This is a genomic window from Pseudomonas sp. (assembly GCF_049300855.1).
Taxonomy (GTDB): domain Bacteria; phylum Pseudomonadota; class Gammaproteobacteria; order Pseudomonadales; family Pseudomonadaceae; genus Aquipseudomonas.
On the sequence record NZ_JBAQKH010000027.1, the window covers coordinates 1 to 25,312 of the forward strand.

Below are 25,312 nucleotides of genomic sequence, written 5' to 3' on the forward strand. Positions count from 1 at the left end.
AGCAAGCTCGCTCCCACATTTGAAATGCGTTCCCCTGTGGGAGCGAGCTTGCTCGCGATGGGTTCGACTCGGTTAAACCTGAAAAACACAGAAAAAAAACGGAGCCCGAAGGCTCCGCTTTTTCATGCAACCAACCTGATATCAGGCCAGTTTCTTGTGACGTACCCGGTGTGGCTGGGCAGCCGCTTCGCCAAGGCGCTTTTTGCGATCCGCTTCGTACTCGGTGTAGTTGCCTTCGAAGAAGATCGCTTGCGAATCGTCTTCGTACGCCAGGATGTGCGTCGCCACGCGGTCAAGGAACCACCGATCGTGAGAGATCACAATGGCGGCGCCCGGGAAGTCCAGCAGGGCTTCTTCCAGCGAACGCAGGGTTTCCACGTCGAGGTCGTTGGACGGTTCGTCGAGCAGCAGGACGTTGCCACCCTCCTTCAGGGTCAGCGCCAGGTGCAGACGACCGCGCTCACCACCGGACAGATCCTTGACGAACTTCTGCTGATCGCCGCCCTTGAAGTTGAAGCGACCAACGTAGGTGCGCGACGGGATCTCGTAGTTGCCGATGCGGATCTGATCGGAACCGTCGGAGATTTGCTGGAATACAGTCTTGCTGCCATCCAGGTCATCACGGCTCTGGTCAACGCAGGCCAGTTGCACGGTTTCGCCGACTTCGATGCTGCCCGAATCCGGTGTTTCCTTGCCCATCAGCATGCGGAACAGGGTCGATTTACCGGCACCGTTACCGCCGATCACGCCGACGATCGCGCCTTTGGGCATCGAGAACGACAGGTTGTCGATCAGGACGCGATCGCCGTAGCCCTTGGTGACGTTCTTGAATTCGATGACCTTGTCGCCCAGGCGCGGACCGGCCGGGATGTAGATCTCGTTGGTTTCGCTGCGCTTCTGGAATTCCTGCGATTGCATTTCTTCGAAGCGTTGCAGACGAGCCTTGGATTTCGACTGGCGGGCTTTCGCGCCTTTGCGCACCCACTCCAGTTCTTCTTTCATGGCTTTTTCGTGGGCCGACTGCTGCTTGGATTCGGCGGCCAGACGATCGGACTTGGCTTCGAGCCAACCCGAGTAGTTGCCTTCGTACGGGATGCCCGCGCCGCGGTCGAGTTCCAGAATCCAGCCAGCGACGTTGTCGAGGAAGTAGCGGTCGTGCGTGATCGCTACCACAGTGCCCGGGAAGTCGTGCAGGAAGTGCTCGAGCCACGCAACGGAATCGGCGTCCAAGTGGTTGGTCGGTTCGTCGAGCAGCAGCATGTCCGGCGCGGACAGCAGCAGACGGCACAGGGCCACACGGCGTTTTTCACCACCGGAGAGGAATTCGACCTTGGCGTCCCACGCCGGCAGACGCAGTGCGTCGGCGGCCACTTCCAGTTGGCGATCAAGGTTGTGACCGTCGCTGGCTTGCAGGATCGCTTCGAGCTTGGCCTGCTCGGCAGCCAGTTTGTCGAAGTCGGCGTCCTCTTCAGCGTAAGCCGCGTAGACCTCGTCCAGGCGCGCCTGGGCGTTCTTGATCACGCTGACCGCTTCCTCGACCACTTCACGCACGGTCTTGGTTGGGTCAAGTTGCGGCTCTTGCGGCAGATAACCGATGTTCAGCTCGGGCATCGGACGGGCTTCGCCCTCGAACTCGGTGTCGACGCCGGCCATGATTTTCAGCAGCGTGGACTTACCCGAACCGTTGAGGCCGAGTACGCCGATTTTGGCGCCCGGGAAGAACGACAGCGAAATGTTTTTGAGAATTTCCCGCTTCGGCGGAACAACTTTGCCCAGCCGATGCATGGTGAAGACGTATTGAGCCATGGAGAACCTTGGGTCAGTGACAGATGAATGATTGCAGCGCAGGCGAAGCCCGGCCAGACCATGCGCGTCGTTCACTTGATGGTTATCAATGCGTGCGCGCTGAAAAAGTCTGAGTCTAGGAGCTGGACCAGACGCTGTTAAAACGTAACGAGCGAAGGAAAGACAAGGCGAAAACAGGCGAGGACGTGGAGTTTACGGGTTGTAAATGAGCAGTCCGAGCCTGTTTTCAACGCAGTATTTCCGAGCGCAGTAGTTTTAACAGTGTCTGGGCTCCCGCGTAACCGGCAAAGCTACCTTAATGATCAAAGGCAGTCCAGCCGAGCGGGGCTGGCACTTCGCCACAACTCAAGGCATGCTAGCCGCCCTTTGGGCGTCCGGCTTATAGTGCACGTCGCGCCAGTCCAGCCAAACCGCAGGATTACAGCTTGTCCAATGTCACTCCGCCAGCCTCTGTGAGCAGCACCCAACCGGCGCCGGGCTCGCCCCTGCGCGGGACATTAAAGGGCGCGCTGGCGACACTGGTGCTTTTGCTATTGGCGCTGCTGTTCTGGCAATTGCTCGATCAACTGCGCGAAACCCAGAAAAACCAGCGCCAGTACACCATCGATTACACCGCCGACCTCGCCTCGCAGGTCAGCCTGAATATGGCGCTGAACGCGCAAATCGCCCTCAATCTGCTACCGATCGTCGAACAGCCACAATCAGCCGACGAACAGCAGGCACTGTTGCGCAAGCTCCAGCAATCGTTGCCGGACCTGCGCAGCATGGCGCTGCTCAGTCCTTCCGGGCGGATCATCAGCGACAGCGCTGCCGACAGCAACGACGCCGATTACCTCACCGAGCTGGTACGCCGCAGCCGCTCCCAGGCGCACTATTTCAGCAACGCCGATGATGGCTCGGTGGTGCACCTCTTGCTGCATCAGGCCAGCGGCAGCACCCGCGGCTATTGGGCCTTGCGGCTTACGCCGACGTTTTTCGACTCGCTGACCAAACAAAGCGAGACCGGCCTGCGTCCACTGTGGCTGGTGGAAAATCGTATCAACCATCAGATCATCAGCCGCGACGAAGCATTGTCCTCGGCCAAGCCTGGCGTGCTCAGCCCGGACGATCTGGCCAACACCGTGCTGACCGTGCCGCTGAGCAGCAGCGACTGGCAACTGCGCGGCCTGTTCGACCGCCAGCGCGTGCTCGAAGAATTGCTGCCAGCCTTCATCGGCAAATGCCTGTTGGGCCTGGCGTTCTCGATGCTGCCGGTGATCGCGCTGTTGAACATGCGCCGCCGCCAGCGCCAGTTGCATGAAGGTCGCCGGCGTTATCAGGACATTTTCGAAGGCACCGGCGTCGCGCTGTGCGTGCTCGACCTGTCCGGGCTCAAACAAGTCTTCGACAAGGCGCAGATCCAGACCAGTGATCAGCTCAAGGCCTGGCTCGATCAGCCGCAGCAGCGCCAACAGTTGCTGCAAGAATTGCGCGTGACCGAGGTCAATCAGGTGGCGCTGCAACTGCTCGAGGTCAATTCCTGCGAGCATGCCTGGCAACTGCTGATCGATGGTCATCCGCACTATCACTGCGCAATCGGCAATCAGGTGCTCGACGCGGTTCTGCAACAGCAAAAGCAGCTGGAACTGGAAGTCAAACTGCCTGGCAGCAGCGGGCGCGACCAGCACCTGTGGATGGTCTTGCGCCTGCCGCAGGAGCAGCACGACTACAAAGCGGTGATCCTCAGCATCAACGACATCACCAGCCGCAAGCTGATCGAACTGTCGCTGCTCGAACGCGAAGGTTTCTGGTCGGACGTGGTGCGCACCGTGCCGGATCATCTGTATGTGCAGGATGTGATCAGTCAGCGGATGATTTTCAGCAACCACCACCTCGGCCAGACCCTCGGCTACAACCGCACCGAACTGCACCAGATGGGCGAGTATTTCTGGGAAATCCTCCTGCACCCGGAAGATGCCGATTACTACCATCGCTCGCGGCAGATGCAGCGTCACGCCGGTTACAGCCAGTTGCTGCAATGCCAATTGCGTTTCCGCCATCGCGACGGCAAGTGGCGGCGTTTCGACATCCGCGAACAGGCGCTGGCCCGCGACAAGCACGATCAGGTCACGCGGATCATCGGCGTGGCCAAAGACATCACCGAACAGATCGAGGCCAGCGAATCGCTGCGTGACAGCGAACAGCGCTACCGCATGCTCGCGGAAAGCATCAGCGACGTGATCTTCTCCACCGACAGCAAGCTCTCGCTGAATTACGTCAGCCCGTCGGTGCAAGCCGTACTGGGTTACGACGCCGAGTGGATTTTCCAGAACGGCTGGCAATCGACCATCGCCAACCCGCAGCAACTGAGCGGCATTTACACGCTGATGGATCGGGTCAGCAAGGCGCTGGACAAACCCGAGCAACTGGCAGTGTTGCGCAATCAGGTGCAGACGCAGTTGTTCCTGTTCGATTGCCTGCGCGCCGACGGCCGCAAGATCCCGATCGAGCTGCGCCTGGTGCTGGTGTGGGACGAGCATGGCGCGTTCGAAGGCGTGCTCGGTGTCGGCCGCGACATCAGCCAGCAGCGCCGCGCCGAGAAAGACCTGCGCATGGCCGCCACGGTATTCGAGCATTCGACGTCGGCGATCCTGATCACCGACCCGGCCGGTTACATCGTTCAGGCCAACGAGGCTTTCAGCCGCGTCAGCGGTTACGCGGTGAGCGAAGTGCTCGACCAGTTACCGAACATGCTCACCGTCGATGAACAACAGGACGCGCACCTGCGGTATGTGCTCAAGCAATTGCACCAGCACAACACCTGGGAGGGCGAAGTCTGGATGAAGCGGCGTAATGGCGAGCATTACCCGGCGTGGGTCGGCATCACCGCGGTGCTCGACGACGAGGGCGATCTGGCCAGTTACGTGTGCTTCTTCAGCGACATCAGCGAGCGCAAGGCCAGCGAGCAGCGCATTCACCGCCTCGCCTACTACGACGCCCTGACCCACCTGCCGAACCGCACGCTGTTCCAGGATCGCCTGCACACCGCGCTGCAATCGGCTGAGCGGCAGAAGTCGTGGGTGGTGTTGATGTTCCTCGACCTCGACCGTTTCAAACCGATCAACGACTCCCTCGGCCATGCCGCCGGCGACCGCATGCTGAAAGACATGGCCACGCGCCTGCTGGCCTGCGTCGACGATGACGACACCGTGGCGCGCATGGGTGGCGACGAATTCACCTTGCTGCTGCAACATCGCTCCAGCCGCGAAATGGCCTTGAACCGGGCGATTCATGTCGCCGAACAGATCCTCGGCAGCCTGGTGCGGCCGTTCGTGCTTGAAGGCCGCGAGTTCTTCGTCACCGCCAGTATCGGCATCGCCCTGAGCCCGCAGGACGGCAACGAACTCAGCCAGTTGATGAAGAACGCCGACACCGCGATGTATCACGCCAAGGAACGCGGCAAGAACAACTTCCAGTTCTATCAGGCCGACATGAACGCCAGTGCGCTGGAACGTCTGGAGCTGGAAAGCGACTTGCGCCACGCCTTGGAACAGAACGAATTCGTCCTGTATTACCAGCCGCAATTCAGCGGCGACGGCAAACGCCTGACCGGCGCCGAAGCGCTGCTGCGCTGGCGCCATCCGCGTCGCGGCCTGGTGCCGCCGGGGGATTTCATTCCGGTGCTGGAAGAACTCGGTCTGGTGGTAGACGTCGGCGACTGGGTGATCAGCGAGGCGTGCCGCCAGTTGAAGACCTGGCACCAGAACCGTGTGCGCGTGCCGAAGGTGTCGGTGAACATTTCCGCGCGACAGTTCTCCGATGGCCAGCTCGGCACACGGATCGCCACGATCCTGCGCGAGACCGGCCTGCCGCCGGCATGCCTGGAACTGGAACTGACCGAAAGTATTCTGATGCGCGAAGTCAGCGAAGCCATGCAGATTCTCGCCGGGTTGAAAAACCTGGGCCTGAGCATTGCGGTCGATGACTTCGGCACCGGTTATTCATCGCTGAACTACCTCAAGCAATTCCCGATCGACGTGCTGAAAATCGATCGCACGTTTGTCGACGGTTTGCCGTCCGGTGAGCAGGACGCGCAGATTGCCCGGGCGATCATCGCCATGGCGCACAGCCTCAATCTGGCGGTAATCGCCGAGGGCGTGGAGACCCATGAACAGCTGGACTTCCTGCGCGAGCATGGTTGCGATGAGGTTCAGGGGTATCTGTTCGGGCGGCCGATGCCGGCGAGCCGGTTTGAGGCGCAGTTCAGCAATGACGCGCTGTTCATGTTCGACTGAAGATTTGCGGCGCGGCATTCGCGAGCAAGCTCGCTCCCACACGGGATTGATGTCGGTCAGAAAATCGCAGAGCACCTCGGTTACTGTGGGAGCGAGCTTGCTCGCGAAGGGGCCTTCAAAAGCACCGCACATCTGTCATGAATGCCACTTGTCTGCGACATGATGTCGTTTCATATGCCATCCAAAACCCATTGGGTTAGAATGCCCCCCTTTTCTGCCCCCGATCCTTGAGGACCGCCATGTTCAGCCGTGATTTGACTATTGCCAAGTACGACGCCGACCTTTTTGCCGCCATGGAGCAAGAAGCTCAGCGCCAGGAAGAACACATTGAGCTGATCGCTTCGGAAAACTACACCAGCCCAGCGGTGATGGAAGCTCAAGGCTCGGTCCTGACCAACAAGTACGCTGAAGGCTACCCGGGCAAGCGCTACTACGGTGGTTGCGAGTACGTCGACATCGTTGAGCAACTGGCCATCGACCGCGCCAAAGAGCTGTTCGGCGCCGATTACGCCAACGTTCAGCCGCACGCCGGTTCGCAAGCCAACGCCGCTGTCTACCTGGCCCTGCTGCAAGGTGGCGACACCATTCTGGGCATGAGCCTGGCCCACGGCGGTCACCTGACCCACGGCGCCAGCGTTTCCTCCTCCGGCAAGCTGTACAACGCCGTTCAATACGGTATCGATGCCAACGGCCTGATCGACTACGACGAAGTCGAGCGTCTGGCGGTTGAGCACAAGCCGAAAATGATCGTTGCCGGTTTCTCTGCATACTCGCAGATTCTCGACTTCCCACGCTTCCGCGCCATCGCTGACAAGGTTGGCGCTTACCTGTTCGTCGACATGGCTCACGTGGCCGGTCTGGTTGCTGCGGGTGTTTACCCGAACCCGGTGCCTTTCGCTGACGTCGTGACCACCACCACGCACAAGACCCTGCGCGGTCCACGTGGCGGCCTGATCCTGGCGCGCGCCAACGCCGACATCGAGAAGAAACTGAACTCCGCAGTCTTCCCGGGCGCCCAGGGTGGCCCGCTGGAGCACGTGATCGCCGCTAAAGCGATCTGCTTCAAGGAAGCGCTGCAGCCAGAGTTCAAGGCTTACCAGGAACAAGTGGTGCTGAACGCCCAGGCCATGGCCGAAGTGTTCATCGAACGCGGTTTCGACGTGGTTTCCGGCGGTACCAAGAACCACCTGTTCCTGCTGTCGCTGATCAAGCAGGACATCTCCGGTAAAGACGCCGACGCCGCTCTGGGCAAAGCCTTCATCACCGTGAACAAGAACTCCGTGCCAAACGATCCACGCTCGCCGTTCGTCACTTCCGGCCTGCGCTTCGGTACGCCGGCTGTGACCACTCGCGGCTTCAAGCAAGCTGAGTGCAAAGAGCTGGCTGGCTGGATCTGCGATATCCTGGCTGACCTGAACAACGAAGCGGTGATCGACGCCGTTCGTGAGAAAGTCAAAGCCATCTGCAAGAAACTGCCGGTATACGGCGCTTAATTGCGACGTTAAACCCGCAGCATAAAAAACCGGCCAAGTGATTGGCCGGTTTTTTTTCGCCCGGATTTTTTCAAACGCCCGAACCGCTCAAGAATGGGACTTGTCGCACAACTGGTCAGACCGGTCATGCCAATTCGTCATTTTTCACTTGCGATCATGGAAAACCAGCGCCTAGACTGCGCCTGCACTGGACATACCGGTAAGACCACAATAATTAAGTCCTGAATCTGATGCGCCACGCGCACGGCAGCCAGGACACCGACCAGGATTCCTCCCATGCTCAGATGGTGCTCGCGTTCAATCTTCCTCCAAGTGGTTCTCGGACTGGTGCTCGGCATCGTCTGTGGGCTGACCCTTCCTGAATACTCGGCCCAGCTCAAACCGCTCGGCGACGGCTTCATCAAACTGATCAAGATGCTCATCGGCCTGATCGTGTTCTGCGTGGTGGTCAGCGGCATCAGCGGCGCCGGCGATCTGAAGAAGGTCGGGCGCATCGGCCTCAAATCGGTGATCTACTTCGAAGTGTTGACCACCATCGCCCTGGTGATCGGTCTGGTCTTCGCCTTCAGCACCGGCATCGGCAGCGGCGCGAATATCCATCTGGAGCAACTTTCCGCCGCGGACATGGGCGACATCGCCCAGCGCGGTCAGCACATGCACACCACCACGCAGTTCCTGATGGATCTGATCCCGACCTCGGTGCTCGGCGCCTTCGCCGACAACAACATCCTGCAAGTCCTGCTGTTCTCGGTATTGTTCGGCAGCGCGTTGAATCTGGTCGGCGAAGCGGCGTCCGGGATCTCGCGGCTGATCAACGAACTGAGCCATGTAATCTTCCGCATCATGGGCATGATCGTGCGCCTGGCGCCGATCGGCGTGTTCGGCGCCATCGCCTTCACCACCAGCAAATATGGCCTCGATTCGCTGCAGCACCTGGGCAGTCTGGTCGGTTTGTTCTACCTGACCTGCATCGCCTTCGTCAGCGTGATTCTCGGTCTGGTGATGCGCGCCTCCGGCCTGCGTATGTGGCCGCTGCTCAAGTACTTGCGTGAAGAACTGTTGATCGTCATGGGCACCGCCTCGTCCGACGCCGTGCTGCCGCAGATCATGCGCAAACTTGAGCACTTGGGCATCGGCAGCTCGACTGTCGGCCTGGTGATTCCGACCGGCTACTCATTCAACCTCGACGGTTTCTCGATCTACCTGACCCTGGCCATCGTCTTCATTGCCAACGCCACCGGCACACCGCTGGCGATGACCGACCTGCTGACCATTCTGCTGGTGTCGCTGATTACCTCCAAAGGTGCCCACGGTATTCCCGGTTCGGCACTGGTGATTCTGGCAGCAACGTTGACGGCGATCCCGGCAATCCCGGTGGTCGGTCTGGTGTTGGTGCTGGCGGTGGACTGGTTCATGGGCATCGGCCGGGCGCTGACCAACCTGATCGGCAACTGCGTCGCCACTGTGGCCATCGCGCGCTGGGAAAAGGACATCGACGTACAGCGAGCGAACAAGGTGCTCAACGGTGAGCAGGGCTATAACTTTCAGCCGAGAAAACCGGTCGCCCAGGCGGCGGCCAAAGAATTCTGAATGACCGCCGTGCCTGCCCCTGCGCAGGCACGGCTCATGGAGCGAATACGTGATCACTACATCAACCGTCGTCAACTCAGTGGTAGAAAAACTGCGGGCCGCTTTGGCCCGTGGTCAGTGGCGCTCCGGCGACATGCTGCCGGGTCAGCGCGAACTGGCCGAACAACTGGGCATCAGTCGCCCAAGCTTGCGTGAAGCGGTCATCGTCCTGGAAACCCTGGGTCTGGTGCGTTCGATGCCGGGCAAAGGCGTGGTCGTGCTCGACGCGCAAATCGGCGATAGCCAGAACCACGACAGCGCGGTCGCAGGCGCCAGCCTCGAAGACGTGCTGCAACTGCGTTACACCCTTGAACCATTCATCGTCGGCCTGGTTGCGCAGTCGATCAGCAGCAAGGAAGTCGGCCAGTTGCGCCTGACTTTGATGGACATGCGCGAAGCCCTTGAAGCCAGCGACAGCGAGGCCGGGGTCAACGCCTACATCGCCTTTCATGAAGAGCTGTTCACCCTCACGTCCAACCCGATTTTCCAGAGCGTGGTGCAACAGACCAGCAACGCGCTCAAACAAAGCGCCGAAGTGCTGCGCAATTCCCCGGAACATCTGGCCGAACGGCTCGAAGAAAACGAAGCCGTGGTCCGTGCCATTCGCAGCAAGAACAGCGCCCAGGCCAGCGCCGAAATGCGTCGGCACATTCTGCGTGAAGGTCAGCGCATGGGCATTGAGCTGAATATTCCGGAAGACAACTTGAGTCGCTGATCCCTATTGGAGACAGGCCATGAACAGTTTCGCCTCACCGTCGCACACCCAGCCGGCTGCTGCGCCCCTGCCCTTCTCCCGCGTCAGGATGCCGGCGGACGATCTGTATCCGCGACTGTTGGATGCGATTCTGGAACAGCGCATCGACTCGACCAGCCGCTTCACCGAGGACAGTTTGAAAGAGATGTTCTGCGTCAGCCGCGCCGATGTGCGCAGGGTGCTGACGCAGTTGTCGCTTGAGCAAGTCATTGTGCTGCGCGCCAACCATCGCCCGCGTGTGGCTGCACCTGATCGGGAGCAGACCCGGCAGACTTTGCATGCGCGGCGGCTGACTGAAAACACGTTGGTGCGTCTGGCCTGCCAGCGCCCGCAAGCAGAAGGCTTGAAACGGCTGCGCGGGTTGATCGAGCGCGAACGTCAGGCGGTCGAGCAAGATCGGCGCGGGGCGGCGATTCGCTTGTCCGGGGAGTTTCATTTGCAATTGGCGCGGATGGCGGGGAATGCACCGTTGGCGCATTTTTTGGGCAGTCTGGTGCCGTTGACGTCATTGGCGATTGCGCGAAGTGAGTGCCAGACGCACAGCTGTTGCGCGTGGCAGGAGCATTTGGCGTTGGTTGAGGCGGTGGGAAATCGGGATGCTTCCAAGGCCGGGATGCTGATGAATCAACATCTGGATCATCTTGAGCAGACCCTGCTGGGTTCAGACCTTGAGCGATGTGCTGTCGGTTAGATCGCCTTCGCGAGCAAGCTCGCTCCCACAGTGAATTGCATTCGACTGACAGAGTGCGGTCGACTGTGGGAGCGAGCTTGCTCGCGAAGAGGCCATCACTGACAACCAAGATCCATCAGGCAGAAGCGACTTTGGCAAACCCCGCCCGAATCTTCTCTTCCGGCAAATCATCAGCAATGAACACAATCACGCTTTCCCGCGCCTCACCCTCGGCCCATTCGGTGTCCCAGTCGAAGCCATACAGCTTCAACACGCCCTGAAACACCAATCGCCGATCTTCCCCAGCAATGTTCAGCACGCCTTTGTAGCGCAGCAATTGCTTGCCGTGTTCTTCCAGCAGTTCGTTCATGAACTCGCTGAGCTGATTGATATCCAGCGGTTGATCGGTGCGCAGCACCAGACTGGAAATGCGATCGATCGACGGCGCCTTGCTCACCGGGCGCAGGCTCAAACCGCCGCCAAGATCGGCATTGAGATTGAAGCCGCGCACATCCAGCAGTTCAGCCAGATCGATGTTGCCGTGATCAACCACACGGATCGGCGCGCGACGGTTGATCCGCGTCAGGCGCTCGCTCAGTGCGTTGAACGTGGCTGCGTCGACCAGATCAGTCTTGCTCACCAGCAAGCGATCAGCAAAACCGATCTGCGCCTGGGCGATGGTCTGGGTCAGGTGCACGTCCGCGTGCGCGGCATCGACCAGGGTGATGATGCCGTCGAGCAGGTAACGCTCGCGCAGTTCTTCATCGATGAAAAAGGTCTGCGCCACTGGAGCAGGGTCGGCCAGACCGGTGCACTCGATCACCAGGCGGTCGAAGGCGATTTCGCCACTGTCCAACCGCTCAAGCAGCAGGTACAGGGCTTTGGTCAGGTCAGTATGAATGGTGCAGCAGACGCAGCCGTTGGCCAGGGTCATGACTTGCACCGGCTCATCACCTAACAACTGAGTGTCGATGCCGGCGTCGCTGAATTCGTTTTCGATCACGGCGATTTTCAGGCCGTGCTCGGCTTTCAAAATGTGGCGCAACAAAGTGGTCTTGCCGGCGCCAAGGAAACCGCTGAGTACCGTTACAGGTATGGGAGAAGACAAAACAGATCCCCTTCACAAAATGAATGAACAACACAAAAACAACTGTGGGAGCGAGCTTGCTCGCGAAAGCGGTGTGCCAGTCAAATCATTCATCAACTGACACTCCGTATTCGCGAGCAAGCTCGCTCCCACAGGGGATTACCTCAACCTTGCGCTGTCAGCTCAACAGCACTTCGGCCCACCCTTGCCACCGTAACGGGCTTCCTGACGTTCGCGGAAGAACATCTCGTAGCTCATCACCGGTTTGTCCGGGTGCTTGGTTTGCATATGCTCGACGTAGGTGTCGTAGTCGGGCATGCCGACCATCAGGCGCGCGGCCTGACCGAGGTATTTACCGAGGCGACTCAGGTCATTGAACATGGTGCAACCCTCTGGTTACGCGTCCGGCAGGGCCTGGAATGGCGATTCTTTATCCGTGCGCTCTTTTTTGCCCCAGGCGGCGATGCCGACCTTGAGCGCATAGAACAGGATGCTGAAGACCACGAACAGGAACAGCGCGGTAAGCGTTGCGTTGGTGTAGGCGTTGAAGATCACGTGCTGCATCTGATCGATGCTTTTGGCCGGGGCCAGAATCTGACCGTTGGCCAGCGCGTCGCTGTACTTCTTGGCCAGCGACAGGAAGCCGATCGCCGGGTTGGCGTCGAACAGCTTGATGAAGCCTGCGGTCGTGGTGCAGATCAGCAGCCAGGCGGCTGGCAACAGGGTGACCCAAATGTAGCGCTGACGCTTCATTTTGATCAGGACCACGGTGCCGAGCATCAGCGCGATACCGGCCAGCATCTGGTTGGAGATACCGAACAGTGGCCACAAGGTGTTGATACCGCCCAGAGGATCGATCACGCCCTGGTACAGCAACCAGCCCCACATCGCCACACAGCCGGCGGTGGCGATCAGGTTGGCGGTCCACGATTCGGTACGTCGCAGTGCCGGCACGAAGGAGCCGAGCAAATCCTGGAGCATGAAACGTCCGGCACGGGTACCGGCGTCGACTGCGGTCAGGATGAACAGCGCTTCGAACAGGATCGCGAAGTGGTACCAGAACGCCATGGTGTTTTCACCCGGCAGGACACTGTGCAGGATCTGCGCAATACCGACCGCCAGGGTCGGCGCACCACCGGCACGGGCCAGAATGGTGGTTTCACCGATGTCATGCGCCACCGCTTGCAGCGCCTCCGGCGTGATCGCAAAGCCCCAACTGGAGACCACTTGCGCAACCGATGCGACGTCACTGCCAACCACGGCGGCCGGGCTGTTCATGGCGAAGTACACGCCAGGCTCGATCACCGAAGCGGCAACCATAGCCATGATGGCGACGAAAGACTCCATCAGCATGCCGCCGTAACCGATGTAACGGGCGTTGGTTTCGTTATCCAGCAGCTTCGGCGTGGTGCCCGAAGAAATCAGCGCGTGGAAACCCGATACCGCACCACAAGCGATGGTGATGAACAGGAACGGGAACAGACCGCCCTTCCACACCGGGCCGGTGCCGTCGACGAACTGGGTCAGCGCCGGCATTTTCAGCTCGGGCATGGTCACCAGAATACCGATCGCCAGGGCGATGATGGTACCGATCTTCAGGAACGTGGACAGATAGTCACGCGGCGCCAGAATCAGCCAGACCGGCAGCGATGCCGCGACGAAACCGTAACCGACCAGCATCCAGGTAATCTGCACGCCGGTGAAGGTGAACGCCTTGGCCCACACCGGATCAGCGGCAATCTGCCCACCGAGCCAGATCGAACCGAGCAACAGCAACACGCCGACCACGGAGATTTCGCCGATGCGTCCCGGGCGGATGTAGCGCATGTAAATGCCCATGAACATCGCGATCGGGATGGTCGCCATCACCGTGAAGATGCCCCACGGGCTCTCGGCCAGCGCTTTCACCACGATCAGCGCCAGCACCGCGAGGATGATGATCATGATCAGGAAGCAGCCGAACAGGGCAATGGTGCCGGGCACGCGGCCCATTTCTTCACGCACCATGTCGCCCAGGGAGCGGCCGTTGCGACGGGTCGACATGAACAGCACCATGAAGTCCTGCACCGCGCCCGCCAGCACCACCCCGGCAATCAGCCACAGCGTGCCGGGCAAGTAACCCATTTGCGCCGCCAATACCGGGCCGACCAGCGGCCCCGCGCCAGCGATGGCAGCGAAGTGGTGACCGAAAAGAATGTGTTTGTTGGTCGGCACATAGTCCAGACCGTCGTTGTTGAGCACGGCGGGGGTGGCCCGACGCGGGTCCAGTTGCATCACATTGTTAGCGATGAACAGACTGTAGTAACGGTACGCAACCAGATAAATGGCCACGGCTGCGACCACGATCCACAAGGCGTTGATCGCCTCGCCGCGGCGCAATGCCACTACGCCCAGGGCGCACGCTCCTACGATTGCCAGCACTAGCCAGGGTAAGTGGCGTAGCAGGCTATTATTATTTTTCATTTTATTATTCCAGCCAGGGTGGACAAGAAAGACAGCCACCCCGAGTTTAGCGCTTACGGCGCCAAAGGCCATACCCCGACGTTGGTCTAGACGCTTTAGCGATTGGCTGGCGCCCGCATTCGCGGTCTATAGTCAGCGAACCTTCATGAGGATTGCGCCATGAGCGAGCACCCCGCCAATCGACGTCGTTTCAAACGTATTGCGTTCGATGCCAGAACCGAGCTGAGTCAGGGCGAGTACATCTGGCCGGTCAAGCTGATCGACCTGTCGCTGAAAGGGTTGCTGATCGAGCGGCCAGAGCCGTGGCTGGGGGACTCGGGGAAGGATTTCTTCGTCGACATTCATCTGAGCGATGACGTCGATATCGAGATGGACGTGCACTTGGCCCATGAGGAAAACGGCCAGCTTGGGTTTGTCTGCCGGCATATCAGCCTGGAATCGATCCAGCGCTTGCGACGGTTGATCGAGCTGAATCTCGCGGATGAGGTCGAACTGGAGCGCGAGTTGGCTGCCCTGATCGAAATCTAGAATCCACAATTGAACCCTGTGGGAGCTGGCAAGCCAGCTCCCACAGGTTATGCGGTGGGTTCAAGCTATTCGAAGAGTGCGTCGAGGGCCTGTTCGAGGCGGGTCACGGCAATGATCTGCAAGCCCGGCGGGGACTCTTTCGGGGCGTTGCCCTTCGGCACGATCGCCCGTTTGAAGCCATGCTTGGCGGCTTCCTTCAATCGCTCCTGACCGCTCGGCACCGGACGCACTTCGCCAGACAAGCCCACCTCGCCGAACACCAACAGATCATGCGGCAACGGCCGGTTGCGCAGGCTCGACATAACAGCCGCCATCAACGCCAGGTCAGACGCCGTCTCCAGCACCTTCACCCCGCCGACCACGTTGAGGAACACGTCCTGATCGTGGGTCGGAATACCGCCATGGCGATGCAAGACTGCAAGCAACATCGCCAAACGGTTCTGATCCAGACCCAGCGTCACCCGGCGCGGATTGGCCAGATGACTGTCATCGACCAGCGCCTGCACTTCCACCAGCATCGGCCGCGTGCCTTCCCATGTCGCCATGACCACACTGCCCGGGACTTCTTCCTGCGCACGGGTGAGGAAAATCGCCGAGGGGTTGGAAACTTCTTTCAAACCCTTGTCAGTCATGCCGAACACACCCAACTCGTTGACCGCACCGAAACGGTTCTTCACCGCGCGCAGTAAACGCAGACGGCCATCGGACTCCCCTTCGAAATACAGCACGGTGTCGACCATGTGTTCGAGAACGCGCGGACCTGCAAGCGCGCCTTCCTTGGTCACGTGGCCAACGAGGAAAATGGCCGTGCCGCTTTGCTTGGCATAACGCACCAGCAGCGCCGCACTCTCGCGCACTTGCGATACACCGCCGGGCGCCGATTGCAATTGTTCGGTGAAAATCGTCTGGATCGAGTCGATCACCATCACCTTGGGCTTTTCCTGACGGGCGGTGGCGATGATGGTTTCGATGCAGGTTTCGGTCATCACCCGCAACTGGTCCTGCGGCAAGCCGAGGCGGCGCGCGCGCATGGCCACTTGTTGCTGGGATTCTTCGCCAGTGACGTACAGCGCTGGCATGCTCTTGGCGAGATTGCACAGGGTCTGCAACAGAATCGTCGATTTACCGATCCCCGGATCACCGCCGATCAGCACCACGGAACCGTCGACCAGACCGCCACCCAGCACCCGATCCAGTTCACCGGATGCCGTCGAGAAGCGCGGGATCTCTTCAATACTGACTTCGGCCAGTGTCTTGATCTGCGCCTGCTGCCCGGCCCAACCCGTGCGACCGGCGGGCGCCGCGGCACCACCGCTTTCGATCATGGTTTCGGTCAGGGTGTTCCAGGCACCGCATTCACCGCACTGCCCGGCCCACTTGGGAAACGTTGCGCCGCATTCGGTGCAGCCGTACATGCGCTTGGCCTTGGCCATCTGAACCCCCGGGGCAAAACCGCGATGATAACGCAGACATCGCGGCTCAGCGCGGCGCCGCCGTGCGGATCTCGCCACTGGCCAGACGCGCGGCGCTATTGCCCAGCGGATCTTCGGCATTCAAGTCGGCGCCCTTGGCTTTCAGCGCCGCGAGCAATTCTTCGCGCTTGAACAACCCGGCGTACATGGCAGCGGTCTGCCCGGCGCCGTTACGTTGGTCGGGGCTGCAATCGGTGGACATCAAGCGCCTGGCGATCTGCAACTCGCCTTTGAAAATCGCCCCCATCAACGCCGTGTTGCCGCGTTGATCCTGGGCACAGGCATTCGCGCCAGCCGCAAGCAAACGCTCCACCGCCGGCGCCTGACCGTGATAAGCCGCCAGAATCAGCGCGGTGTAACCCTGGCTGTCACGGGTATCGAGTGAATAACCGGACTCGATGAAGGTTTCGAGCATTGGCACATCACCACGCCGGGCGGCGTCGAAATAGTAGTCCTGGAGTTGTGCCTGAATCGCCTCAGGGGTTTGCTCGACCGGTGCCGCCCACGCCGCGAACGACAGGCACCCGGATAACATTAAAAGACAGATTCGCATCAGCCATCTCCTTGAACGGAACGGGGCCTGACTCAGGCCCCGCCTGCTATATCGCAATCAGTCGACCAGTTTGGCCGCCAGCGCCTTGACTCGGCTCAGGTCGCCCCTGGCCACGTCTGTCACACCGCTTCCGTACTCCGGGTCGGCCTTATAAAGGAAGGACAGGATGATGTGCTTGCTCTCGTCATCGGTGCTGGCCAGCGAGCCACCGAAGTTTTCAATCAGATCGCGGCGTTCTTTTTTGCTCAGCGAACGATACAGATCGCCAGCCTGTTTGAAGTTCTGCTCGCGCTGGATCTTCGCCTGTTGAGTGCTGCCCGCCAGCGCCGCCTGGCTATAGCGCGCATTGGCTGTTTCTTCGCGCGGCTGCAAACGGCTCGGCTGATAGTTGACACCGGAGTTGCTGGCGCCAAGGTTCATCGCACCATCCTGGTTGCCGTTATTCACAGCGACCTTGGGCGCATTGATCGGCAGTTGCAGGGCATTGGCACCCAGGCGATACATTTGCGTATCGGCATAAGAGAACACTCGGCCTTGCAACAAACGGTCTTCCGACGGTTCGATACCCGGGACAACATTGGCCGGTGCCATGGCAACTTGTTCTGTTTCCTGGAAGACATTCGCCGGATTGCGGTTCAACACCATTTGTCCAACTTTTCGCTCAGCAACACCTGGCCAAATCTTGGTAGCATCCAATGGATCGAAGTCAAACTTGGACAGATCTTGTGGTTTCAGCACTTGAATGTACAAGTCCCACTTGGGGAAATTGCCTTTGTTAATGTTGGTAACCAAGTCGTTGGTCATATGACTGTAATCCTGACCTTGAACTTTCGCGACTTCTTTAGGCGCCAGATTCTTTAGTCCCTGCAAACTCTTCCAGTGAAACTTTACATAGCTGACTTCACCCTTGGCGTTAATCAACTTGTAGGCATGTACACCATTGCCGTCCATCTCACGATAACTGGCTGGCGTGCCGGCGTTGGAATACAACTCGGTTAATGTGCGGGTGGCTTCCGGTACGTGCGAGAAGAAATCGAAACGACGAGAATCATCATCAAGGTTAGTGCGCGGGTCAGGTTTGAAGGCGTGAACCATGTCCGGAAACTTGATTGCATCGCGAATGAAGAACGTCGGGAAGTTATTACCGACCAGGTCCCAGTTACCATCAGCGGTGTAGAACTTGGTGGCGAAGCCGCGCGGATCGCGCAAGGTTTCCGGAGAATGGTTACCGTGCACCACCGCGGAAAACCGCACGAACACCGGTGTGCTCTGGCCGGCAGCAAATACTTTGGCCTTGCTCAGGTCGCTGAGAGCGTTGGTGACCGTAAAGGTACCGTGGGCACCCGTGCCGCGGGCATGTACCACACGCTCGGGAATGCGCTCACGGTCGAAACGCTGCAGCTTCTGGATCAATTGCACATCCTGCAACAGCACCGGGCCGTTGGCTCCGGCGGTCTGCGAATTCTGATTGTCCCCCACCGCGGCGCCGTTATCGCGGGTCAACGGCGCGGCATGCACGGAGAAGGTCAGCAGGCTGGCGGTGAATACGCCAAGGGTGCGGCGATAGGGAAAAGCCCCCAAGCCAGGAGTGGTCGTCATATCAGGTTCCTCTGGTTTTTTTGGGCGCATCCAGGTGCGCCAATCAGAGGCTAGAGGGCGGAACCGGCAAACATAAATAGAAAGTTCGTAACTCGATGATTGAGAAATTTAGCTTCCCGATCAGCGAGTTACAGCGTATTTCGCGCGCGATTAGTGGCACTTTGCAAACTATTCGCCGATTAATGTGTCGATAAAAACGGGCATTGTAAGAAGGTGTTTCGCGCAGGACGCGTTTTGCTGATTTACACTGCGTACACCAAACTCATCTGTAACAAGGAAATAACCTATGGGCGTGCTAAGTGAGTTCAAGGCCTTCGCGGTCAAAGGCAATGTGGTCGACATGGCCGTCGGTATCATCATCGGTGCGGCTTTCGGCAAGATTGTTTCGTCGTTTGTCGGTGACGTCATCATGCCGCCAATCGGCCTGCTGATCGGTGGGGTGGACTTCAGTGATTTAGCCATCACGCTCAAAGCCGCCGATGGCGCTGCGCCTGCGGTGGTGATGGCCTACGGCAAGTTCCTCCAGACCATTCTGGACTTCGTGATCGTCGCTTTCGCGATCTTCATGGGTGTCAAAGCGATCAACCGCCTCAAGCGCGAAGAAGCCGTGGCCCCTACCCTGCCGCCGGTGCCGACCAAGGAAGAAGAACTGCTTGGCGAGATCCGCGATTTGCTCAAGGCCCAGAACAATCGGCCCTGAACCTGCTGCACAATAAACAACGGCGCCCGCGAGGCGCCGTTTTTTTACCAGTAGTTTTCCACCGCCACCTGACCAGGCCGGCGGGTAAGGCTGAGGCTCATGTGGCGTTTTTTCAGCAGCGCGCGCGTGTCATCAATCATCTGCGGATTGCCGCACAGCATCACCCGCGAATGTTCGGCTGACAGCGCCACACCGGCGGCGCGCTCCAGTTCGCCACTTTCGATCAGCGTAGTGATACGCCCATTTAGCGCACCGGGATGCGCCTCGCGAGTGACCGTCGGGATGAACTGCAATTTGTGCGCATATTCGCTCAGGTATTCGCGTTGCGTCAGTTCGGCAATCAATGCCTGATAGGCCAGTTCCCGCGCCTCGCGCACGCTGTACACGAGGATGATCCGTTCGAATTTTTCCCAGACCTCGAAGTCCTGCAGGATCGACAGGAATGGCGCCACCCCGGTGCCGGTGGATAACAACCACAGATCCCGACCGTCGACGAAGCGATCGAGGGTCAGATAGCCGAACGCCTGACGATCCACCAGCAATGTATCGCCAACCTTGAGCCGGCTCAGCTCACTGGTGAATTCACCGCCCGGCACCACGATGGAGAAGAACTCGAGAAACTCGTCGAACGGCGAGGACACCATCGAATAGGCACGCCAGACGATGCTGCCATCAGCCTTGGTGACGCCCAGCCTGGCGAACTGCCCCGCGCGAAAACGAAACCCAGCGTCGCGACTGGTCCGCAAGGTGAAGAGGCTTGGGGTCAGGGGTTGCACGTCAAGCAAGGTCTGCGTGGTGTACTTCTCTGCGCTGGCGGTCATGGGGCACTCCATTGAACGATCGCCGCCAGTGTCGCGCAAATGACGCGGGTTAAACACCGATGATTGGTAATGTTATTCGCAACGTTTGGCCACAAATACCAACAGAATCATTCCATTAAAAAAAAAATAAAAACTCTACTTCTTGAGATGTCACTTTAAATTCCATTACCTGACTCATTGCTAAGAACACTTTATGAAGATTCACTTCTGTTCAAGAGCGAAAAAATTTAGAGCCTATTGTAGGAATCATCCTACACTGCGATGCGTGCCGGATCTTTTGGATCCATTCGGTGCCCCCCGCTACACCAATGGAGATTCAGTAATGGAAACGTGGAAGGAATCGCAGTTGAAACAACTGACTTTCGCCAAGGGAATAGATGCTGCCTATCCGATTTTACTGCGATTTGCCGAAAACCTCGGGTTTAACTATTGCGCAATCGCAGTGACCTCTCCGCATCGGGAGTTACATCTTAATACCTTGCAAATCAACAATTACCCCAAAGAATGGAACCTGCAATATGAACAAAAAAGATACAGTCAAATCGACCCGGTAATAGCACACTGCAATCATTCAATGATGCCACTGGTATGGAATGAAGCGGTGTACAGAGATACCCCGGCGTTATGGCAAGCCTTGCAACAACACGGACTGCAACACGGCTGGACGCAGGCGTTCCACGACGAAGAAAGTGGCTTGTGCAGCATGATCAGTCTGGCCCGAAACCACTGCCCGATCAGTTCATTGGAGTTGTATGAGCATTTTGGCTATATGTTCTACGCCACCAGTCATCTGAGCGAACTGTCGCCAGGGCTTTGCCGGCGCAGGCCATCAAGCCCCGCCAACCGCATCTTTCGCCACGCGAACTGGAGGTTCTGCAGCTGTCCGCTAACGGCAAGACGGCCTATGAGATCTCGAAAATCCTGAGCCTGAGCGAGCGGACGATCAACTATCACGTGCAAAACGTGATCGAGAAACTCAACGTGTGCAACAAGATTTCCGCCGTTATCGCGGCCGCCAGAGCCGGCATCATCTAAACACCCAGCCTTGCCCCCGGATCAAAACTTGCGAGTATTTACAGAGAAAAAAACGTACCATTTGTGGCCTTTCTGAGTGATGACGTGAATGTTGCGTTGCAGTCCACTCAGTCAGTTCCGCCGCACGACGCCAGGGCAGCGGAACATCCGTCGATTACCCTGAGTCCCCGCCCCATGCCTTTGCTCGATACGCCCTTCGCTCAACTTGACCTGATCCGCCAGCCCGAACAGCAGGATGAACCGCTGCAGGCTTTCGATGCCGCAGACGAATACCTGCTCAACCATTTGGCGGCGCAGCAACCGACGATCGACACACGGGTACTGGTGCTCAACGACAGCTTTGGTGCACTGGCGGCCAGCCTGCTCGGCAAGGTTGCGGTCAATAGCAGTGGCGATTCATTCCTGGGTTTTCAGGGGCTGGAAAAAAACCTGCTGCGCAATGGTCATGCGTTCGACGCGATCAACCCGGTTCCGGCCAGCGCGCCGCTCAACGGACCGTTTGACTGTGTACTGATTCGTGTACCGAAAACCCTGGCGCTGCTGGAAGAACAACTGATTCGTCTGCAAGGGCAACTGGCACCCGGCGCGCAGGTCATTGCCGCCGCCATGGTCAAACATCTGCCGCGCGCGGCTGGCGATTTGCTGGAACGCTATATCGGCCCGGTACAAGCGTCTCTGGCGGTGAAAAAGGCCCGACTGCTGATCGCCACGCCCGAGGCGAAAGCCGTGGTGATTTCGCCCTACCCGTCGAGTTATCGTCTCGATGAGCCGGCCATCGAATTGCGCAATCACGCCAACGTGTTCTGCCGCGAAGGCCTGGATATCGGCACGCGCGCTTTCCTTCCACATCTGCCGAAGAATCTGGGTAGCGCACGTGTTGCCGATCTCGGCTGTGGCAACGGTGTGCTGGCGATTGCCAGCGCGCTGCAAAACCCTGATGCGCATTACACGCTGGTCGATGAATCGTTCATGGCGGTGCAATCTGCGCAAGAAAACTGGCGCGCGGCACTCGGTGATCGCGAGGTGATTGTGCGTGCTGCAGATGGCCTGGCCGGGCAAGCACCGCAATCGTTGGACGTGGTGTTGTGCAACCCCCCGTTCCATCAGCAGCAAGTGGTTGGCGACTTCCTCGCCTGGCGCATGTTCCAGCAGGCCCGCGAGGCGCTGGTGGTGGGCGGTGCGCTGTACATCGTCGGTAACCGTCATCTGGGTTATCACAGCAAACTGGCGCGGTTGTTCCGGGGCGTTGAGCAAGTCGCCGCCACACCGAAATTCGTCATCCTCAAAGCGCGCAAGTAAAGCGCAGGCAAAAAAAACCCTCCGCAAGGAGGGTTACAAAACCGTATCCGAAGGCGCCGGAACGGGATGATTCAATGCGTGGTCAGGCCTGCGGCATTCATGAACATGCGCATCAGACTGGCGGCGATAAACAGCACGCCGACGCTACCGACCCAGATCAAGGCCAACCAGCCGAGCCGCTGCCACAGCGGTTTTTTTTCGGCTTCTTCAATGTCGTGCAGGGAATGTTTGCCGGGCATTGTTGCGGTCCTCAGTCAGATTGATGGCGCCGCTACCGACGCCATCGCGGGCAAGCCCGCTCCCACAGGATTAGTGATAACCGTCTTCATGGGTGACCTTGCCGCGGAACACGTAGTAGCTCCAGAAGGTGTAACCCAGGATGAACGGGATGATGAACAGCGTGCCCACCAGCATGAAGCCCTGACTTTGCGGGGGTGCCGCGGCGTCCCAGATCGAGATCGACGGCGGTACGATATTCGGCCACAGGCTGATGCCCAGACCGCTGTAGCCGAGGAAGATCAGCACCAAGGTCAGCAGGAACGGCATGTAGTTGGCATTGCGCGCCACGGCGCGGATCAGGCCGTACATCGTCACCAGCACCAGAATCGGCACCGGCATGAACCAGAACAGATTCGGCATGCTGAACCAGCGCGAGGCGATTTCCGGGTGCGCCAGCGGCGTCCACAGGCTGACGACACCGATCACTGCCAGCAGCACGAACGCCAGTGGCCGCGCCAGATTGTGCATCTGCTCTTGCAGCTTGCCTTCGGTTTTCATGATCAGCCAAGTGCAGCCGAGCAAGGCATACGCCACGACCAACGCGGCGCCGCAGAACAGCGTGAACGGTGTCAGCCAGTCGAGTGAGCCACCGGCAAACTGCCGATTGACCACTGGCAGGCCGTCGATGAATGCACCCAGCGCCACGCCCTGGAAAAACGTCGCCGCTACTGAACCGCCGATAAAAGCCTTATCCCAAAGATGCCGCTTGTCGTCCTTGGCCTTGAAGCGGAACTCGAACGCCACGCCGCGGAAGATCAAACCGATCAGCATGAAAATCAACGGCAGGTACAGCGCCGACAACACCACCGAATAAGCCAGCGGGAACGCGCCGAACAACGCCGCGCCGCCCAATACAAGCCAGGTTTCGTTGCCGTCCCAGACCGGTGCGACGGTGTTCATCATTACGTCACGGTCGACTTTGCCGGGGATGAACGGGAAGAGAATCCCGATGCCCAGGTCGAAGCCGTCCATGACCACGTACATCATGATGCCGAAGATGATGATCACGGCCCAGATCAGCGGAAGATCAATACCCATGAGTCAAATCTCCTTGGTCAGGCGGACGTCGTCGCCGTGATCGGCATCCGCCGAATCGTCGGCAGCGGACAACGGACGAGCCGGTGTGCGTTTTTTGCCTGGACCACCCTCCGGCGTTTCCGTGCCTTCGCTGATCTTCGGCCCTTTGCGCACCAGGCGCATCATGTAACCGAGACCTGCACCGAACAGCGCGAAATACACCACCACAAACATGATCAGGGTGATGCTCATCTGCACGAAGCTGTGGTTGGAAGACGCATCCGCCGTGCGCATCAGACCGTAGACCACCCACGGCTGACGACCGATTTCCGTGGTAAACCAGCCAGCAAGAATCGCGATCAGACCGGATGGCCCCATCCACAACGCCAGATACAGGAACGGCCGCGAGGTGTAGAGCGTGTCGCGCTTACGCAACCACAGGCTCCACAGGCCGGTGAAAATCATCAGGAAGCCAAGGCCGACCATGACCCGGAACGACCAGAACACGATGGTCGAATTCGGCCGGTCTTCGGGTGGAAACTCCTTGAGCGCCGGCACCTGCTTGTCCAGCGAGTGCGTGAGGATCAGGCTGCCGAGGTACGGAATCTCCACGGCGAATTTGGTTTTCTCTTCTTTCATGTCCGGCCAGCCGAACAGAATCAGCGGCGTCGCTTCGTCGCCCTTGTTTTCCCAGTGACCTTCGATCGCGGCAATTTTCGCCGGCTGGTGTTCGAGAGTGTTGAGGCCATGGAAGTCGCCGATGACCGCCTGGATCGGCGCGACGATCAGCGCCATCCACATCGCCATCGACAGCATGGTGCGGATGGCCGGGTTGTCCTTGCCGCGCAGCAAATGCCACGCTGCCGACGAGCCGACGAAGAACGCCGTCGCAACAAAAGCAGCCGTTGCCATGTGCATCAGGCGATAGGGAAACGAGGGGTTGAAGATGATCGCCAGCCAGTCGGTGGGGATGACTTGCCCGTTAACAATCTCGAAGCCCTGCGGGGTCTGCATCCAGCTGTTGGAAGCGAGAATCCAGAACGTCGAAATCAGCGTGCCGATGGCCACCATGACGGTGGAAAAGAAGTGCAACCCGCGTCCGACCTTGTTCCAGCCAAACAGCATCACCCCGAGAAACCCGGCCTCGAGGAAGAATGCCGTGAGCACTTCATAGGTCAGCAATGGCCCGGTAACGGCGCCGGCGAAATCCGAGAAGCGGCTCCAGTTGGTGCCGAACTGGTAGGCCATGACCAGACCGGAGACCACACCCATGCCGAAGTTGACGGCAAAGATCTTCGACCAGAAGTGGTAGAGGTCACGGTAAGTGTCGTTGTGGGTTTTCAGCCACAGGCCCTCGAGTACCGCAAGGTAGCTCGCCAGACCGATGGTGATGGCCGGGAACAGGATGTGGAACGAGATGGTGAACGCGAATTGAATTCGGGCGAGATCTAGTGCCTCTAAACCGAACATATGGCTTCCTCTGTCAGGTAGTACCGGCTGCGGACCCGGAGGCCTGCACCCACTGCCCCCACGGATATGGAGTGCGGCGAATTCTGATTCGTTCTTTTTAAACAACCATCGCAACGCAGGGAGTCTGGCCAACTGGCCACCGGATCAATTCCGTCTGGGGTCTTGATCTGGATCAAGCAACGTTGAAAGAGTAGTCCCATTTTTGCCGATGAACTGCGTGGTCGTTTGCCGCGTGACAAGTTGCCTCATCGGCGTGGCAATGCTCTGCAATGGATTTCTTGCGGCGAGCTTGAGGAAATCGATGTCTGGCTAACTAAATTTTTTGTCATAGCAACTTCCTGTTACAGACTGGTGATAATCTCG

Annotated in this window: 19 protein-coding genes and 1 pseudogene; 9 read left to right on the plus strand and 11 right to left on the minus strand. The window is 59.0% G+C overall.

What is annotated here, in order from left to right; genetic code table 11:
• Positions 1–141: 141 nt before the first annotated feature.
• Positions 142–1,806: an energy-dependent translational throttle protein EttA gene (gene ettA, locus WA225_RS12915; protein ID WP_064118743.1), complete on the minus strand. Its 1,665-nt coding sequence runs from the start codon at positions 1,804–1,806 to the stop codon at positions 142–144.
• Positions 1,807–2,231: 425 nt separating this feature from the next.
• Between ettA and morA the strand changes: the two genes are divergently transcribed.
• From morA to WA225_RS12940, 5 genes are all read left to right on the plus strand, one after another.
• Positions 2,232–6,080, plus strand: a complete 3,849-nt coding sequence (gene morA, locus WA225_RS12920; RefSeq protein WP_422608223.1) for a cyclic di-GMP receptor MorA — start codon at positions 2,232–2,234, stop codon at positions 6,078–6,080.
• A gap of 239 nt (positions 6,081–6,319) precedes the next feature.
• Positions 6,320–7,573, plus strand: coding sequence for a serine hydroxymethyltransferase (gene glyA, locus WA225_RS12925; RefSeq protein WP_007909785.1), 1,254 nt, complete (start codon positions 6,320–6,322; stop codon positions 7,571–7,573).
• Between the two features lie 276 nt (positions 7,574–7,849).
• Positions 7,850–9,163, plus strand: coding sequence for a C4-dicarboxylate transporter DctA (locus tag WA225_RS12930; protein WP_422608224.1), 1,314 nt, complete (start codon positions 7,850–7,852; stop codon positions 9,161–9,163).
• A gap of 49 nt (positions 9,164–9,212) precedes the next feature.
• Positions 9,213–9,917, plus strand: a complete 705-nt coding sequence (locus WA225_RS12935) for a FadR/GntR family transcriptional regulator (protein WP_422608225.1) — start codon at positions 9,213–9,215, stop codon at positions 9,915–9,917.
• A gap of 19 nt (positions 9,918–9,936) precedes the next feature.
• Entirely contained in the window at positions 9,937–10,647 is a 711-nt protein-coding gene (locus WA225_RS12940; protein ID WP_422608226.1) for a GntR family transcriptional regulator, read from the plus strand.
• A 115-nt stretch (positions 10,648–10,762) separates the two neighbouring features.
• On the opposite strand, the gene yjiA is transcribed toward WA225_RS12940, so the two are convergent.
• The 3 genes from yjiA to WA225_RS12955 all read right to left on the minus strand — a co-directional run bounded on the left by yjiA (position 10,763) and on the right by WA225_RS12955 (position 14,176).
• Complete coding sequence (gene yjiA, locus WA225_RS12945) at positions 10,763–11,734, minus strand: GTPase (RefSeq protein ID WP_422608227.1); 972 nt, start codon at positions 11,732–11,734, stop codon at positions 10,763–10,765.
• Positions 11,735–11,896: 162 nt separating this feature from the next.
• Entirely contained in the window at positions 11,897–12,094 is a 198-nt protein-coding gene (locus tag WA225_RS12950) for a YbdD/YjiX family protein (RefSeq protein ID WP_003228401.1), read from the minus strand.
• Positions 12,095–12,109: 15 nt separating this feature from the next.
• Complete coding sequence (locus WA225_RS12955; RefSeq protein WP_422608228.1) at positions 12,110–14,176, minus strand: carbon starvation CstA family protein; 2,067 nt, start codon at positions 14,174–14,176, stop codon at positions 12,110–12,112.
• A 159-nt stretch (positions 14,177–14,335) separates the two neighbouring features.
• On the opposite strand from WA225_RS12955, the gene WA225_RS12960 reads away from it, so the two are divergent.
• Positions 14,336–14,704: a PilZ domain-containing protein gene (locus tag WA225_RS12960; RefSeq protein ID WP_422608229.1), complete on the plus strand. Its 369-nt coding sequence runs from the start codon at positions 14,336–14,338 to the stop codon at positions 14,702–14,704.
• Between the two features lie 65 nt (positions 14,705–14,769).
• Here the strand turns inward: WA225_RS12960 and radA are convergent, their stop codons facing one another.
• The 3 genes from radA to katB are packed head-to-tail and all read right to left on the minus strand — an operon-like array spanning position 14,770 to position 18,328.
• Entirely contained in the window at positions 14,770–16,137 is a 1,368-nt protein-coding gene (radA, locus tag WA225_RS12965; RefSeq protein ID WP_126366560.1) for a DNA repair protein RadA, read from the minus strand.
• A gap of 46 nt (positions 16,138–16,183) precedes the next feature.
• Complete coding sequence (locus WA225_RS12970; protein WP_422608230.1) at positions 16,184–16,729, minus strand: ankyrin repeat domain-containing protein; 546 nt, start codon at positions 16,727–16,729, stop codon at positions 16,184–16,186.
• A gap of 57 nt (positions 16,730–16,786) precedes the next feature.
• Positions 16,787–18,328, minus strand: coding sequence for a catalase KatB (gene katB, locus WA225_RS12975; RefSeq protein ID WP_422608368.1), 1,542 nt, complete (start codon positions 18,326–18,328; stop codon positions 16,787–16,789).
• Between the two features lie 286 nt (positions 18,329–18,614).
• On the opposite strand from katB, the gene mscL reads away from it, so the two are divergent.
• Positions 18,615–19,028 carry a large-conductance mechanosensitive channel protein MscL gene (gene mscL, locus WA225_RS12980; RefSeq protein ID WP_064118754.1) on the plus strand — a complete coding sequence of 138 codons (414 nt, stop codon included), beginning with the start codon at positions 18,615–18,617 and terminating at the stop codon, positions 19,026–19,028.
• A gap of 44 nt (positions 19,029–19,072) precedes the next feature.
• Here mscL and WA225_RS12985 read toward each other — a convergent pair whose 3' ends face one another.
• Positions 19,073–19,849: a ferredoxin--NADP reductase gene (locus WA225_RS12985; RefSeq protein WP_422608231.1), complete on the minus strand. Its 777-nt coding sequence runs from the start codon at positions 19,847–19,849 to the stop codon at positions 19,073–19,075.
• A 322-nt stretch (positions 19,850–20,171) separates the two neighbouring features.
• On the opposite strand from WA225_RS12985, the pseudogene WA225_RS12990 reads away from it, so the two are divergent.
• Together WA225_RS12990 and WA225_RS12995 are read left to right on the plus strand one after the other, a co-directional pair.
• Positions 20,172–20,884, plus strand: a pseudogene (locus WA225_RS12990) (autoinducer binding domain-containing protein).
• Positions 20,885–21,058: 174 nt separating this feature from the next.
• Positions 21,059–22,183, plus strand: a complete 1,125-nt coding sequence (locus WA225_RS12995; RefSeq protein ID WP_422608232.1) for a methyltransferase — start codon at positions 21,059–21,061, stop codon at positions 22,181–22,183.
• Between the two features lie 71 nt (positions 22,184–22,254).
• On the opposite strand, the gene WA225_RS13000 is transcribed toward WA225_RS12995, so the two are convergent.
• The 3 genes from WA225_RS13000 to WA225_RS13010 form a co-directional block, all read right to left on the minus strand.
• Positions 22,255–22,422: a DUF2474 domain-containing protein gene (locus WA225_RS13000; RefSeq protein WP_007909751.1), complete on the minus strand. Its 168-nt coding sequence runs from the start codon at positions 22,420–22,422 to the stop codon at positions 22,255–22,257.
• A 70-nt stretch (positions 22,423–22,492) separates the two neighbouring features.
• Positions 22,493–23,500 carry a cytochrome d ubiquinol oxidase subunit II gene (cydB, locus tag WA225_RS13005; RefSeq protein WP_093434736.1) on the minus strand — a complete coding sequence of 336 codons (1,008 nt, stop codon included), beginning with the start codon at positions 23,498–23,500 and terminating at the stop codon, positions 22,493–22,495.
• 3 nt (positions 23,501–23,503) lie between these two features.
• Positions 23,504–24,949 (minus strand): cytochrome ubiquinol oxidase subunit I, encoded by a 1,446-nt coding sequence (locus WA225_RS13010; RefSeq protein ID WP_422608233.1) that lies wholly within the window; start codon positions 24,947–24,949, stop codon positions 23,504–23,506.
• Positions 24,950–25,312 lie beyond the last annotated feature (363 nt).

Bases quoted from the DNA above. Each gene is read 5' to 3' on its own strand.
- WA225_RS12960 (WP_422608229.1), top strand. From the start codon at position 14,336: ATGAGCGAGCACCCCGCCAATCGACGTCGTTTCAAACGTATTGCGTTC.
- WA225_RS13000 (WP_007909751.1), bottom strand. From the start codon at position 22,422: ATGCCCGGCAAACATTCCCTGCACGACATTGAAGAAGCCGAAAAAAAA.
- cydB (WP_093434736.1), bottom strand. From the start codon at position 23,500: ATGGGTATTGATCTTCCGCTGATCTGGGCCGTGATCATCATCTTCGGC.
- ettA (WP_064118743.1), bottom strand. From the start codon at position 1,806: ATGGCTCAATACGTCTTCACCATGCATCGGCTGGGCAAAGTTGTTCCG.
- mscL (WP_064118754.1), top strand. From the start codon at position 18,615: ATGGGCGTGCTAAGTGAGTTCAAGGCCTTCGCGGTCAAAGGCAATGTG.
- WA225_RS12955 (WP_422608228.1), bottom strand. From the start codon at position 14,176: ATGAAAAATAATAATAGCCTGCTACGCCACTTACCCTGGCTAGTGCTG.
- glyA (WP_007909785.1), top strand. From the start codon at position 6,320: ATGTTCAGCCGTGATTTGACTATTGCCAAGTACGACGCCGACCTTTTT.
- WA225_RS12995 (WP_422608232.1), top strand. From the start codon at position 21,059: ATGCCTTTGCTCGATACGCCCTTCGCTCAACTTGACCTGATCCGCCAG.
- WA225_RS12950 (WP_003228401.1), bottom strand. From the start codon at position 12,094: ATGTTCAATGACCTGAGTCGCCTCGGTAAATACCTCGGTCAGGCCGCG.
- WA225_RS12940 (WP_422608226.1), top strand. From the start codon at position 9,937: ATGAACAGTTTCGCCTCACCGTCGCACACCCAGCCGGCTGCTGCGCCC.
- WA225_RS13010 (WP_422608233.1), bottom strand. From the start codon at position 24,949: ATGTTCGGTTTAGAGGCACTAGATCTCGCCCGAATTCAATTCGCGTTC.
- WA225_RS12970 (WP_422608230.1), bottom strand. From the start codon at position 16,729: ATGCGAATCTGTCTTTTAATGTTATCCGGGTGCCTGTCGTTCGCGGCG.
- katB (WP_422608368.1), bottom strand. From the start codon at position 18,328: ATGACGACCACTCCTGGCTTGGGGGCTTTTCCCTATCGCCGCACCCTT.
- WA225_RS12930 (WP_422608224.1), top strand. From the start codon at position 7,850: ATGCTCAGATGGTGCTCGCGTTCAATCTTCCTCCAAGTGGTTCTCGGA.
- radA (WP_126366560.1), bottom strand. From the start codon at position 16,137: ATGGCCAAGGCCAAGCGCATGTACGGCTGCACCGAATGCGGCGCAACG.
- WA225_RS12985 (WP_422608231.1), bottom strand. From the start codon at position 19,849: ATGACCGCCAGCGCAGAGAAGTACACCACGCAGACCTTGCTTGACGTG.